This window comes from Streptomyces sp. NPDC059477, from assembly GCF_042749375.1.
Lineage (GTDB): Bacteria > Actinomycetota > Actinomycetes > Streptomycetales > Streptomycetaceae > Streptomyces.
Window position 1 is genome coordinate 1 of the sequence record NZ_JBHYUG010000119.1, and the last position, 13,643, is coordinate 13,643.

Consider the following 13,643-nt stretch of genomic DNA (forward strand, 5'->3'; position numbering starts at 1 on the left):
CCGCCCGATCCCTGACGCACGTGCGGACGACCCGGCCCGCGTACGGACCGATCAGCTCTCCTACGATCAAGAGACCCTGACCAGGAGTGAGTACCTCCATGAAGACGATCGACGAACTTCTCGCCGACGGCGTGGACGGCAAGCGGGTCTTCGTCCGCGCCGACCTCAATGTGCCGATGGCGGACGGCCTCATCACCGACGACGGCCGCATCCGGGCCGTGCTCCCGACCGTCAAGGCGCTGGCCGACGCGGGCGCCAAGGTGGTCGTCGCCTCCCATCTGGGCCGTCCCAAGGGGCCCCAGGACCTGAAGTTCTCCCTGCTCCAGGCCGCCGAGCGGCTCGCCGAACTGCTCGGCGCCCCGGTCGCGTTCGCCCAGGACACCGTGGGCCCCGCCGCCCACGACGCGGTGAACGGCCTCCAGCCCGGCCAGGTCGCGGTGATCGAGAACCTGCGCTTCAACCCCGGTGAGACGGCCAAGGACGAGACCGAGCGCGGCGAGTTCGCCGACCGCCTCGCCGCCCTCGCGGACGTCTACGTCGGCGACGGCTTCGGCGCGGTCCACCGCAGGCACGCCTCCGTCTACGACCTCCCCGCCCGGCTGCCGCACTACGCGGGCCACCTCATCGCCACCGAGGTCGGCGTCCTGAAGAAGCTCACCGAGGACGTCAAGCGCCCCTACGTCGTCGTGCTCGGCGGCGCCAAGGTCTCCGACAAGCTCGCCGTGATCGACGAACTGCTCGGCAAGGCCGACCGCATCCTGATCGGCGGCGGCATGGCCTACACCTTCCTCAAGGCCCAGGGCCACGAGATCGGCACGTCGCTGGTCCAGGAGGACCAGCTCCCGGCGGTCCTGGAGTACATCGAGCGCGCCGCGAAGACCGGCGTCGAACTGGTCCTGCCGGTCGACACCCTGGTCTCCCGCGCCTTCCCCGACCTGTCGGCCAAGGCCCCCACGCACCCCGACACCGTCGCCGCGGACGCCGTCCCCGCCGACGCCATGGGCCTGGACATCGGCCCGGAGACCCGCAAGCTGTACGCCTCGAAACTCGCCGACGCCGCCACCGTCTTCTGGAACGGCCCCATGGGCGTCTTCGAGCACCCCGACTACGCCGAGGGCACCAAGGCGGTCGCCCAGGCCCTTCTCGACTCCCCGGGCTTCACCGTGGTCGGCGGCGGCGACTCCGCCGCGGCCGTACGCACCCTGGGCTTCGACGAGAGCGCATTCGGTCACATCTCGACCGGTGGCGGCGCCTCCCTCGAATACCTTGAGGGCAAGACGCTCCCCGGCCTCGCCGCACTGGAGGACTGACCCCGCATGACCACCCGTACGCCGCTGATGGCGGGCAACTGGAAGATGAACCTCAACCACCTGGAGGCCATCGCCCACGTCCAGAAGCTCGCCTTCGCCCTCGCCGACAAGGACTACGAGGCCGTCGAGGTCGCCGTCCTGCCGCCCTTCACCGACCTGCGCTCCGTACAGACCCTGGTCGACGGCGACAAGCTGAAGATCAGGTACGGCGCCCAGGACATCTCGGCACACGACTCCGGCGCCTACACCGGCGAGATCTCCGGCCCGATGCTCGCCAAGCTGAAGTGCACCTACGTCGCGATCGGTCACTCCGAGCGCCGGCAGTACCACGCCGAGACCGACGAGATCGTCAACGCCAAGGTCAAGGCCGCCCACAAGCACGGCCTCACCCCGATCCTGTGCGTCGGCGAGGAACTCGACGTCCGCGAGGCGGGCAACCATGTCGCCCACACCCTCGCCCAGGTCGAGGGCGGCCTGAAGGACGTCACCGCCGAGCAGGCCGAGACCATCGTGATCGCCTACGAGCCGGTCTGGGCCATCGGCACCGGCAAGGTCTGCGGCGCCGCCGACGCCCAGGAGGTCTGCGGGGCGATCCGCGGCAAGCTCGCCGAGCTGTACTCCCAGGACGTCGCCGACGCGGTCCGGATCCAGTACGGCGGCTCGGTCAAGGCCGGGAACGTCGCCGAGATCATGGCGCAGACCGACATCGACGGAGCCCTGGTCGGCGGGGCCTCGCTCGACGCGGAGGAGTTCGTCAAGATCGTCCGGTTCCGTGATCAGTGACCGTTCCCGCCGCTCATGTCCGTGATCGCCGATGCGCGATCAGTGAGTAGGCGGTAGCGGCGATACGTCGTACCCTTGCGGGGGCCGTAGGCTTGCCGGAGAGCACGCAAGGCTCACCGGACGGGCTCCGGCCCCCGTCGTCGTCGATCCAGATCCGAGGAAGTTGGTCCAGCCGTGGTTATGGGGTTCTCGATCGCCCTGATCGTCTTCAGCCTGCTGATGATGCTGCTGGTGCTGATGCACAAGGGGAAGGGCGGCGGCCTCTCCGACATGTTCGGTGGCGGTATGCAGTCCTCCGTCGGCGGCTCCTCGGTCGCCGAGCGCAACCTCGACCGCATCACCCTGGTCGTCGGTCTGCTGTGGCTCGCGAGCATCATCGTCCTCGCCCTGCTCATGAAGCTGGACTGACCCCGCCGCCAACCCGATCCCCACGTAACGCCCCATGTTCGGTACGCGCTCCTGAGCGCGGCCTATCATGGGGCTTGCGTCTAGGTGTGGGGTCTGTAACTCCTCTCACTGGACGCGCGTTGGGCCTTACGTAGACTGAGGCGCTCGCGGCGGAGCGAAGCCGACTCGCTTCGCGGCACCATCACGCAGGGAGTTACGACCGTGGCAAGTGGCAACGCGATCCGAGGAAGCCGGGTCGGGGCGGGGCCGATGGGCGAGGCCGAGCGCGGCGAGTCCGCGCCCCGGCTGCGCATCTCCTTCTGGTGCTCCAACGGGCACGAGACCCAGCCCAGCTTCGCCAGCGACGCGCAGGTGCCCGAGACCTGGGACTGCCCGCGCTGCGGCTTCCCGGCCGGGCAGGACCGGGACAACCCGCCGGACCCGCCGCGCACCGAGCCGTACAAGACCCACCTGGCGTACGTACGGGAGCGGCGCAGCGACGCGGACGGCGAGGCGATCCTCGCCGAGGCGCTCGCCAAACTGCGGGGCGAGATCTAGGGATTCGAGACCGGCCGGGTACCCACGGGTGTCCGGCCGGAGCTGCGTGGAGCGGGTCCCGGCCTGGGCTAGGTTGGGACCATGAACGCAGACGCCCGTATCCGCCTTCACCAGACGCCCGAGTGGACCGCTCTGAGCAAGCATCGCGAGCAGCTCGCGGACACCCATCTGCGGGATCTCTTCGCGGCCGACCCCGCGCGCGGCACCGGCTACACGCTCCAGGTCGGCGATCTCCACGTCGACTACTCCAAGCACCTCGTCACGGACGAGACACTGCGGCTGCTGCGCGAGCTGGCCGCCGCCACCGATGTCTTCGGGCTGCGGGACGCCATGTTCCGCGGCGAGAAGATCAACACCACCGAGGACCGGGCGGTGCTGCACACCGCGCTGCGCGCCCCACGGGACGCGGTGATCGAGGTCGACGGCGAGAACGTCGTCCCCCAGGTGCACGCCGTCCTGGACAAGATGGCGGACTTCGCGGACCGGGTGCGCTCGGGCGCCTGGACCGGCCACACCGGCAAGCGGATCAGGAACGTCGTCAATATCGGCATCGGCGGCTCCGACCTGGGCCCGGCCATGGCCTACGAGGTGCTGCGGGCCTTCACCGACCGGGCCCTCACCGTCCGCTTCGTCTCCAACGTCGACGGCGCCGATCTGCACGAGGCGACCCGTGACCTGGATCCCGCCGAGACGCTGTTCATCATCGCGTCCAAGACCTTCACCACCATCGAGACGGTCACCAACGCCACCTCCGCCCGTACCTGGCTGCTCGCCGCCCTCGGTGACGACAGCGCCGTCGCGAAGCACTTCGTGGCACTGTCCACGAACGCGGGCAAGGTCGCGGAGTTCGGCATCGACACCGCCAACATGTTCGAGTTCTGGGACTGGGTCGGTGGGCGCTACTCGTACGACTCGGCCATCGGCCTGTCCCTGATGATCGCCATCGGCCCGGACCGCTTCCGGGAGATGCTCGCCGGCTTCCACGTCATGGACGAGCACTTCCGCACCGCGCCCGCCGAGGCCAACCTCCCGCTGCTGCTGGGCCTGTTGGGCATCTGGTACGGCAATTTCCATGACGCCCAGTCGCATGCCGTACTGCCCTACTCGCACTACCTGTCGAAGTTCACCGCCTATCTCCAGCAGCTCGACATGGAGTCCAACGGCAAGTCCGTGGACCGTGACGGGCATGAAGTGGCGTGGCAGACGGGCCCGGTGGTGTGGGGCACGCCGGGCACCAACGGGCAGCACGCGTATTACCAGCTCATCCACCAGGGAACCAAGCTGATTCCGGCCGACTTCATCGGCTTCGCCGAGCCGGTGGCCGAGCTGAGCGATGAACTCAAGGCGCAGCACGACCTGCTGATGGCCAATTTCTTCGCCCAGACCCAGGCGCTGGCCTTCGGCAAGACGCCCGCGGAGGTTCGGGCCGAGGGGGTCCCGGAGGAACTGGTCGCCCACAAGACGTTCAAGGGCAACCACCCGACGACCACGATCCTCGCCCGCGAGCTGACCCCGTACGTCCTCGGTCAGCTGATCGCGCTGTACGAGCACAAGGTGTTCGTGCAGGGCGCCGTGTGGAACATCGACTCCTTCGACCAGTGGGGCGTCGAGCTGGGCAAGGTCCTCGCCAAGCGGGTGGAACCGGCGCTCACCGAGGGCACCGAGGTCCCCGGCCTGGACGAGTCGACGAAGGCCCTGGTGGCGACGTACCGGGGGCTGCGCGGGCGCGACTGATCCCCCCCCGAGGGAGGCGGAAGGTCCTGTCGTCCGCCCCCCGGGCGGGCCTGGCCGGTGCTCCCGGTGGTACCGGGTGGAGGCCCTCGCGCTGAATGGGCTCGGTCCCGGTGCGGAGGCGGGCCGGTGGAGGCACCGGCCCGCCTCTAACGGCCAACCCGCCGCCGGTCGGCTCCGCCGTCGCCCCCCCCACACAAGGCCCCTGCCGGGACCCATCCCGCCGGCAGCCTCCCCATGGCCCGCCACCGGCTGCCGAACTCCCTCAACCTGGCCGCCTGAAACCACCCGCCACAGACCCGTCGGCTGATCGACGCCTCCAGCCTCTCCACCGCCACGGCTACCGGGCACCACCGGCCACGCGGCCCGCCGTCAGCCCGCCGGACCGACCCACGCCCCCGCGAAGCCCCCGCCGGGCTGAGCACATGGGTGGTTTCAGGCGACCGCGCTGAGGGAGTCCGCCAGGCGGTGGCGGGCCGCTCGGGCCGCCGGGAGGGCCGCCAGGGCGAGGGCGCCCAGGACCGCGGCGGCGGCCAGGAGCAGGAGGAACGGGGGCGGGGGGCCCTCGGCTATGCCCGCGCCGATGCCGCTGGAGCGGCCCTGGGCGTCGATCAGCCAGTGGGAGAGGGGCAGGCCCAGGCCCGTGGCGAGGAGGACGGCGGTCAGGGCCGTGCAGCCGGTCGCGGTGACCGTGATCGCGGTGATCTGGCGGGGGGACAGGCCGATGGCCTTCAGGGCCAGCAGATCGCGTTCGCTCTCGCGGACCGTGCCGCCTATCGCGGTGAGCAGTTCGATCAGCCCTATGAGCGCGAGCACGGCGATCAGGCCGAGGACCACCCCGCGCAGCGTGGCGAGACCGTCCACCGGGCTGGTGACCGTGTGCACCTCCAGATGGCCGTCCCCGGCGTCGGCCAGCCGGGCGGCGACCACGTCCGGGTCGGCGCCGGGCGCCAGCCGCACCTGGTGCAGCGTCGGGCGCAGCGCCGGGTCGTTCTCGCGCAGGGTGTCCAGCGAGGTGGTGATCACCCGGCCGGCGTTCTCCGGCTCGATGCTGCGGCCCACGATGTGCAGCACCTGGGGCTGGTCGCCGACCGTCATCCGTACCCAGTCGCCCACCCGGACATCGAGGAGGTCCAGCAGGCCCTGACCGGCCACCGCCTCGTCCGGGCCGATCGCGCGGCGGCCCTCGGCGAGCGTGTACGGGTAGGGGTCCTCGCGGGTGCCCAGGCCCCGCAGGGCGATCGTCGCGGTCTGGCCGGGGACCAGCGCGGCCACCTCCACACCCGGGTACGCGTCGGTGACCTGCGGGTCGCGGCCCAGCAGGGCGCGGGTGCCGGTCTCGGTGAGGGTGGCGTCGGCGCGGACGGTGAGCGCGGCCGGCAGTCCGACGCTCTCGGGCTCGCCGTGGAAGCGGTCGATGGTGGTCCAGGCGCTCATCGCCACCACGATCAGCAGCAGCGGCAGGGTCAGCCGGCCGACCGTGGCCAGCGAGCGGCGACGACGGGTGAACGCCGTGTGCCAGCCGAGCACCAGCGCGGGCGGCAGCCGCAGCCCCAGCGCCCGCCGGGCCGCCCGCGACAGCCGCCCGCCCGCCGGGGCGGCCGGGCGGGGCACCGGCACCGGGGGGATCCGCCCCGCACGCCAGGCGGCGAGCCCGGTGGTCGCGCCGATGAACAGCACCGCCAGCGCGGGCGCCGCGAACAGCGTGACGGTGTGCCCGGGCAGCCCCTGCCACACCCCGACCGCGACCCCGAGCCGCCCCGGGACGCGGCTGCCGAGCGCCTCGGTGAGCGCGGCGGCCACCAGCGCGCCGAGCAGCGCGTAGGCGAGATGCTGGAGCAGGAAGACCCGTACCACCTGGGCGGGCGTGAAGCCGATCGCCTTGAGGACGGCGATGTCCCGCAGATGGCCGCGGATACGGGTGCTGATCGCGCCGTGCACGGCGAGTCCGGCGGCGAACAGCGCGCCGAGCCCGAACAGCCCCAGCACCTGCCCGAGCAGCCGGTTGTCGCCCTGTGCCTCGGACTGGGCCTGCTCCCAGGTGGTCACCTCGCCGATCGCGCCGGTGCCCAGCACGGTGACCGCGCGCTGGACGGCGTACCCCGTGTCCTCGGGGTCGGTCAGGCGCAGGCCGATCGCCTGGCCGTCGGGGGCGGGGACGGCGGCCGGGGGTGCCCAGATCAGGCCGGGGCGCTCACCGGGGTGGTAGCGGGGCTCGGCGCTGTCGGCGACGCCGAGGACGCGCAGGGTGCGGGTGCTGCCGGGGACCGTGAGGGTGTCGCCGGGCTCGGCGACCAGGGCGCGGGCCAGCCGGCTCTCCAGGACCACGCCCTCGGGGTCGGCGGGATCCAGCCAGCGGCCGGCGGTGAGCAGCGGGCGGCCGACCTCGGGCAGCCGGTCGATGGCGCGCAGCTCGACGGAGGCGCGGGCGCCGCGCGAGGCGACGGTGGTGTACGCGGTCGGGTAGGGCCCGGCGACGGACTCGACGCCGTCCTGCCCGGTGAGCCGGCCGGTGTCGGCGGTGCCGCCGGTGTGCAGCCAGACATGGGCGCCGTTGGCCTGGGCGAAGGTGCGCTGCCAGGGGTTGGTGGCGTAGCCGAAGAGCGCGGCGGCCAGCAGCAGCGAGGTGACGATGCCGGCGGTGGCCAGCACCAGGAACAGGGCTTCGCCGCGGTGCGTCCGCAGATCGGAGTGCGTCCAGCGCAACATGGCTCGCACGGGCTCAGTCCTTCAGCTCCAGCACCCCGGATATACCGGTCCCGCGTTTTCTCGGGGTGCCGTCCAGGGTGGCGTCGTCGGCTATCTTGCCGTCGAAGAAGCTGATCACGCGGTCGGCGGCGCTGGCGAGGCGGGCGTCATGGGTGACCAGCACGATGGTCTGGCCGCGCTGGTGGAAGCGGCCCAGCAGCCGGATGACCTCGCGGGTGCCCTTGCTGTCCAGGCTGCCCGCGGGCTCGTCGGCCAGCAGCAGCGGGGGCCGGTTGACCAGCGCGCGGGCCAGTGCGACCCGCTGCTGTTCGCCGCCGGACAGCTCGCCGGGCATACCGCGCTCCTTGCCCACCAGGCCCAGCTCGGCCAGCAGGTGCTCCCGCTCGGTGCGGGCCTGGCGCGGGGTCATCCCGGCGAGCAGCGCGGGCAGTTCCACATTGTCGGCGACGGACAGATTGGAGACCAGGTTGAAGAACTGGAAGACGATCCCGATCCGTTTGCGGCGCCGGATGGCCCAGCGGGCCTCGCTGTAGGCGTCGGTGCACTCGCCGTCCAGCCAGATCCGCCCGGCGTCCGGCCGCTGGAGCCCGCCCAGCAGATGCAGCAGCGTGGACTTCCCGGCCCCGGACGGCCCGGTGACCGCGACGAACTCGCCCCGCTCGACCCGCAGATCCACCCCGCGCACGGCGTGCGCCGGAGCGCCCTCGCCGTGATGCGTCTTGACCAGGCCCTCGGCACGCAGCACGGGTTCCGCGGACAGGGGAGCGGCGTCGGCGGCGTGGTCGGTGGCGTCGGCGTGGGCGGCGTCGCTCACTCCAGCTCCTCCAGTTCTTCCTGGCACCTCTCCAGCCAGTCGAGGTCGGCCTGGAGATGCAGCATGGCCCCCTCGATCAGCAACTGGGCCGTGCGATTGTCCCGGTCCGCGGTCGCGGCCAGCTTGGACAGGCTGCGCATGGTGTTGAGGTACTGGCGCCGCTGCTTGTTGATCAGGGCGATCTGGTCGGCGAGGCCGGTCCGGGGTGCGAGGGCCAGCTTCATGAAGAACTCGTCGCGCACCCGGGGCTCGTCCGACACCTCGTCGTACCAGACGCGCAGCGCCTCCCGCCCGGCCTCGGTGAGGTGGTAGACCTTCTTGTTGGGCCGGCCCTCCTGCTCGACGTCCTCGCCCTCGATCAGTCCCGTCTTTTCGAGGCGGCCGAGGGTCACATAGATCTGGCCGACGTTCGGCTGAGGGTACGCGGCACCCAGTAGTTGCTCAAGGTCCTGCTTCAGCTCGTATCCATGGGCCGGACCGCGCGCGAGCAGGGCCAGGAGAGGCAGCCGCACCAGTGCTCTCCTCCTCGCCCTCTCGGTGATGTGCCGCGGGCCCTGGGGCCACTCGGGCCGCAGGCCCTCGGGCCACTCGTCGGACTCCCGTCCGACGCCAGGCCCTAGTATCGCCCATACCTAACGGGTATACATGGCAACGTCGGGCGACGGTGCCCGGGAGGGGCGCACGGGAGGAACCTATGCGGTGGACGCGGGCCGCGGGTAGGGGGCTGCTCGCCCTCGCCGTGGTCCTGACCGGCTATGTCGCCTCCGGGGCGCACGCCGGCGAGGGGCCCGGGGGCGGGCGCGGGCCGCTCACCCTGGCCACCGGCGGCGATCTCACCGGCTATCTGGGCTCGGTCCTGGACGGCTGGAACCGCGCCCACCCCGACGAGCGCATCACCCTGGTCGAACTGCCGGACTCCTCCGACGAGACCTACGCGCAGATGCAGACCGATCTGCGCTCGGGCGACCGCAGCCGGTTCGACATCCTCAACATCGACGTCAACTGGACCTCCCAGTTCGCCGCCGCGGGCTGGATCCGCCCGCTGCCGCGCGAGTCGTTCCCGCTGGACACCTTCCTGCCGCCGGTCGTCGACACCGCGACCTACGACGGCCGGCTGTACGCGGTCCCGTACGTCACCAACGCCGGGCTGCTGCTCTACCGCGCCGACATCCTGGAGCGCGAGGGCCTGGCGCCGCCGCGCACCTGGGCCGAACTGGAGTCCTACGCCGAGAGTGTCGCGCCGAAGTACGGGCTCGACGGCTACGCGGGCCAGTTCCTGCCCTACGAGGGGCTCACCGTGAACGCGGCCGAGGCCGTGTACTCGGCGGGCGGCACCATCCTCGGCGACGAGGGCGAGCGGGTCACCGTCAACTCCGAGGCGGCCCGCGAGGGCATCGGGTTCCTGGTGCGCGGACTGGGCGAGGGCTGGATCCCGCAGGAGGCGCTGGCTTGGAAGGAGGAGGAGTCCAAGCAGGCGTTCCAGAACGGCGAGCTGCTCTTCCTGCGCAACTGGCCGTACGCGTACGTCGGCGCCGCCGAGCCCGGCTCACCGGTCGCCGGGAAGATCGGCGCGGTGCCGCTGCCGGGACCGGACGGGCCGGGCACCAGCGTCCTGGGCGGCTCCAACCTCGCCGTCAGCAGCTACGCCCGCCATCCCGAGACGGCCGCCCGGCTGATCGCCTACCTCACCGGCGAGAGCGTCCAGCGCCAGGTGCTGACCCGGGGCGCGCTGCCGCCCGTGCGGGCCGACCTGTACGAGGACCCGGAGCTGATCCGCGCGTTCCCCTATCTGCCGACCCTGCGCGAGAGCGTGCTGTCGGCCGCCCCGCGTCCCAAGAGCCCGCGCTACGACCAGGTGAGCCTGGTGGTGCAGGCCGTCGTGCGGGACGCGCTGACCGGGCGGCAGACGCCCGCGGCGGCGGTACGGCGGCTGGCGAGCGAGCTGGCGGCGGTCTCCAGCCGCTGAATGCGCGCCGGAGCGTGCGCCGGCCCTCTTTCGTCCCTTCCACGCAACCCTAGTTACATGTTAGGTAACGCGTCGGTCTCATCTACTCTCCGAGTGCCCCGATTTTTCGGGACATCATCCCCCAATCATCCTCCAACTCCCCAGTAGCTTGCGCACGTTCATTGACACTCTTACGACATGCCTACTTAACATGTATGCATAACGTCAGCTCGCACAGACAGGCCAACTGGGGTGATTCGACCGACCCTCACGGGGCGCCACTGGTGGCGCGACGCAGTGATCTATCAGGTGTACGTCCGCAGTTTCCTGGACAGCACGGGTGACGGCATCGGCGATCTGGCCGGAGTCCGCGCGGGACTTCCCTACCTGCGCAAGCTCGGCGTGGACGGGATCTGGCTCAGCCCGTTCTATCCCTCGCCGCAGCACGACCACGGCTACGACGTCGCCGCCTACCAGGACGTGGACCCGCTCTTCGGCGACCTCGCCGAGTTCGACCTGCTGTTGTCCGCCGCCCGCAAGCTGGGCATCAAGGTCCTGCTGGACATCGTCCCCAATCACTGCTCCGTGGAGCACCACTGGTTCCGGGACGCGCTCGCCGCCCCGCCCGGCGGCCCCGAGCGCGCCCGGTTCCACTTCGCCGACGGCCGGGGCGCGGACGGCGCCGAGCCGCCCAACAACTGGCACGCCATGTTCGGCGGCCCCGCCTGGACCCGGATCACCGAGCCCGACGGCACCCCCGGCCAGTGGTACCTGCACATGTTCACCCCCGAGCAGCCCGACTGGAACTGGCGCAACCCCGAGGTGCCCGCCGAGTTCGAGGGCGTCCTGCGGTTCTGGCTCGACAAGGGCGTCGACGGCTTCCGTATCGATGTCGCCGCCGGCCTCTACAAGCACCCGGCCCTGCCCGACTCCGACGACCCCGAGGCCGACGCCCGCACCCGCGACTCCGTCAACCCGCTCGCCTGGAACCAGCCCGAGGTGCACGACGTGTGGCGGCACTGGCGGTCGGTGTGCGACGAGTACGCCGAGCGCGACGGGCATGAACGCCTGCTGGTCGGCGAGGTCTCCGTGCCCACCGCCCGCGAACACGCCCTGTACGTCCGCCCCGACGAACTCCACCAGGCGTTCTTCTTCGACCTGCTCGGCGCCTCCTGGGACGCCGACTCCTTCCGCAAGGTCATCTCCGAGGCCATGCAGGACATCGCCGGCACCGGCTCCACCGTCACCTGGGTGCTCAACAACCACGACCAGGTCCGCACGGTCACCCGCTACGGCGGACCCAGCACCGAGGGCAGCGGCCTGGGCACCGCCCGCGCCCGCGCCGCCGCGCTGCTGATGCTGGCGCTGCCCGGAGCCGCGTACATCTACCAGGGTGAGGAACTCGGGCTGCCCGAGGTCGTCGATCTGCCCGATGACGTGCTCACCGACCCGATCTTCCGGCGCACCGGCAGCCGGGCCCGCATCCGTGACGGCTGCCGGGTGCCGCTGCCCTGGTCCGGCCAGGCCAGCCCGTTCGGCTTCACCTCCGGGGCGGCGGGCGCCAGGCCCTGGCTGCCACAGCCGGACAACTTCGCCGAGTACGCCACCGACCGCGCGCTCGCCGACACCAGCTCCTTCTGGCATCTGTACCGCGACGGACTCCAGCTGCGCGCCGCGCTGCCCCAGTTGGGCAGGGGTGAGCTGCGCTGGCTGGACCGGCAGCGAGGCGTCCTCGCCTTCGAACGGGGCGATGGACTCATCTGCGCCGTGAACTTCACCACCGCACCCGTGCCCGCGCCGGTCTCCGGCACCCCACTGCTCTCCAGCGGCCCGTGCCCGGCAGGCGTCCTGCCCGGCTCCACCGCCGCCTGGTGGCTGAGCGACCAGTGAGCCACCACTGGCCGCCCGGCGTCCGACGCCGATCACTCGGCGTCAACCGCTCATCCGCCGAAGGGATATCAATGATGATACGACGACGTACCACCCTCCTCACCGGATGCACCACCCTCGTCCTCGCCGTCACGCTCACCGCCTGCGGAGGCGACGGCGACGTCTCCGCCGGGGGCGGCGACAAGCCGCTCAGCGGCCGGACCGTGTCCGTCGCCGGGGTCTGGTCCGGCACCGAGCAGCAGAACTTCCAGAAGGTGCTGGACGCCTTCACCGAGCAGACCGGCGCCGAGACCGAGTTCGTCTCCACCGGCGACAACGTCTCCACCGTCGTCGGCAGCAAGATCGAGGGCGGCAACGCCCCGGACGTCGTGATGGTCCCGCAGGTCGGTGTGCTCCAGCAGTTCGCCCAGGAGGGCTGGCTCCAGGAGCTGTCCCAGACCACCCAGGACTCGGTGGACGCCAACTTCGCCCCGGTGTGGAAGAACTACGGCAGCGTCGACGGCTCCCTCTACGGCGTCTACTTCAAGGCCGCCCACAAGTCCACCGTCTGGTACAGCCCCGACGCCCTCGCCCAGGCCGGCGTCGAGTCGCCGACCACGTACGACGAGATGCTCACGGCCGGGCAGACCGTCTCCGACTCCGGGCTCGCGGCGTTCGCCGTCGCCGGCCAGGACGGCTGGACCCTCACCGACTGGTTCGAGAACATCTATCTCTCCCAGGCCGGGCCCGAGAAGTACGACGCCCTCGCCGCGCACGAGCTGAAGTGGACCGACGCCTCGGTCGTCGAGGCGCTCACCACCCTCGGCGAGCTGTTCAAGGACAAACAGCTGATCGCGGGCGGCCAGAACGGCGCCCTGAACACCGACTTCCCCGGCTCGGTCGAGAAGGTCTTCGGACCGCAGCCGGAGGCCGGCATGGTCTACGAGGGCGACTTCGTGGCCGCCGTCGCCAAGGACGAGTACGGCAGGACCATCGGCGAGGACGCGAACTTCTTCCCGTTCCCGGCCGTCGACGGCGGCGAGCCGCCGGTGGTCAGCGGCGGCGACGCGGCCGTGGTCATCAAGGAGGGCAAGAACCAGGAGGCCGGCATGGCCTTCGTGGAATGGCTGGCGACCCCGGAGGCGGCGGCCGTCTGGGCCGGACTCGGCGGCTATCTCTCCCCGAACAAGTCCATGGACCTGGCCGGCTACCCCGACGACGTGACCCGGGCGACCGCCCAGTCCCTGATCGACGCGGGCGACGCCGTCCGGTTCGACATGTCCGACCAGGCCCCGGCGGCGTTCGGCGGCACCAAGGGCGCGGGCGAGTGGAAGATCCTCCAGGACTTCCTGCGCGACCCGTCCGACCCGTCCGCGACCGCCGGTCAGCTGGAGGCCGCGGCGGCCAAGGCGTACCAGGACTGATCGTGACCGCCACCCTCGTGAAAGAGGCGGGCACCCCGCCGCCCGCCACCGCCCCGGGCCCCGCCCGGCGGGCCCCGCCGCGGGGCCCGCCCCCCGGCCGGGGCGGCGAGCAG

The 13,643-nt window shown here is 71.6% G+C and carries 11 protein-coding genes; 8 read left to right on the plus strand and 3 right to left on the minus strand.

Going from position 1 to position 13,643, the window contains the following annotated elements:
- The first annotated feature begins 98 nt into the window (after positions 1–98).
- The 5 genes from ACFXAZ_RS35600 to pgi all read left to right on the plus strand — a co-directional run bounded on the left by ACFXAZ_RS35600 (position 99) and on the right by pgi (position 4,772).
- Positions 99–1,310, plus strand: a complete 1,212-nt coding sequence (locus ACFXAZ_RS35600; RefSeq protein WP_384599902.1) for a phosphoglycerate kinase — start codon at positions 99–101, stop codon at positions 1,308–1,310.
- Positions 1,311–1,316: 6 nt separating this feature from the next.
- A complete protein-coding gene (gene tpiA / locus ACFXAZ_RS35605; RefSeq protein ID WP_384599905.1) occupies positions 1,317–2,093 on the plus strand; it encodes a triose-phosphate isomerase in 777 nt (258 codons plus the stop codon).
- Positions 2,094–2,273: 180 nt separating this feature from the next.
- Positions 2,274–2,501 carry a preprotein translocase subunit SecG gene (secG, locus tag ACFXAZ_RS35610; protein WP_384599908.1) on the plus strand — a complete coding sequence of 76 codons (228 nt, stop codon included), beginning with the start codon at positions 2,274–2,276 and terminating at the stop codon, positions 2,499–2,501.
- Between the two features lie 201 nt (positions 2,502–2,702).
- Positions 2,703–3,038: an RNA polymerase-binding protein RbpA gene (locus ACFXAZ_RS35615; RefSeq protein ID WP_003976875.1), complete on the plus strand. Its 336-nt coding sequence runs from the start codon at positions 2,703–2,705 to the stop codon at positions 3,036–3,038.
- Positions 3,039–3,119: 81 nt separating this feature from the next.
- On the plus strand, positions 3,120–4,772 hold the full coding sequence (gene pgi / locus ACFXAZ_RS35620) for a glucose-6-phosphate isomerase (RefSeq protein WP_384599911.1): 1,653 nt from the start codon (positions 3,120–3,122) through the stop codon (positions 4,770–4,772).
- A 432-nt stretch (positions 4,773–5,204) separates the two neighbouring features.
- Here pgi and ACFXAZ_RS35625 read toward each other — a convergent pair whose 3' ends face one another.
- From ACFXAZ_RS35625 to ACFXAZ_RS35635, 3 genes are read right to left on the minus strand one after another with little or no spacing between them, the layout of a single operon-like run.
- A complete protein-coding gene (locus tag ACFXAZ_RS35625; RefSeq protein WP_384599914.1) occupies positions 5,205–7,487 on the minus strand; it encodes an FtsX-like permease family protein in 2,283 nt (760 codons plus the stop codon).
- A 4-nt stretch (positions 7,488–7,491) separates the two neighbouring features.
- On the minus strand, positions 7,492–8,238 hold the full coding sequence (locus tag ACFXAZ_RS35630) for an ABC transporter ATP-binding protein (RefSeq protein ID WP_384599939.1): 747 nt from the start codon (positions 8,236–8,238) through the stop codon (positions 7,492–7,494).
- A gap of 50 nt (positions 8,239–8,288) precedes the next feature.
- A complete protein-coding gene (locus ACFXAZ_RS35635) occupies positions 8,289–8,804 on the minus strand; it encodes a PadR family transcriptional regulator (protein ID WP_384599917.1) in 516 nt (171 codons plus the stop codon).
- A 182-nt stretch (positions 8,805–8,986) separates the two neighbouring features.
- On the opposite strand from ACFXAZ_RS35635, the gene ACFXAZ_RS35640 reads away from it, so the two are divergent.
- The 3 genes from ACFXAZ_RS35640 (at position 8,987) to ACFXAZ_RS35650 (ending at position 13,530) form a co-directional block, all read left to right on the plus strand.
- Positions 8,987–10,258 (plus strand): ABC transporter substrate-binding protein, encoded by a 1,272-nt coding sequence (locus ACFXAZ_RS35640; RefSeq protein ID WP_384599920.1) that lies wholly within the window; start codon positions 8,987–8,989, stop codon positions 10,256–10,258.
- Between the two features lie 276 nt (positions 10,259–10,534).
- Entirely contained in the window at positions 10,535–12,127 is a 1,593-nt protein-coding gene (locus ACFXAZ_RS35645; protein WP_384599923.1) for a glycoside hydrolase family 13 protein, read from the plus strand.
- 74 nt (positions 12,128–12,201) lie between these two features.
- Entirely contained in the window at positions 12,202–13,530 is a 1,329-nt protein-coding gene (locus ACFXAZ_RS35650; protein ID WP_384599942.1) for an ABC transporter substrate-binding protein, read from the plus strand.
- Positions 13,531–13,643 lie beyond the last annotated feature (113 nt).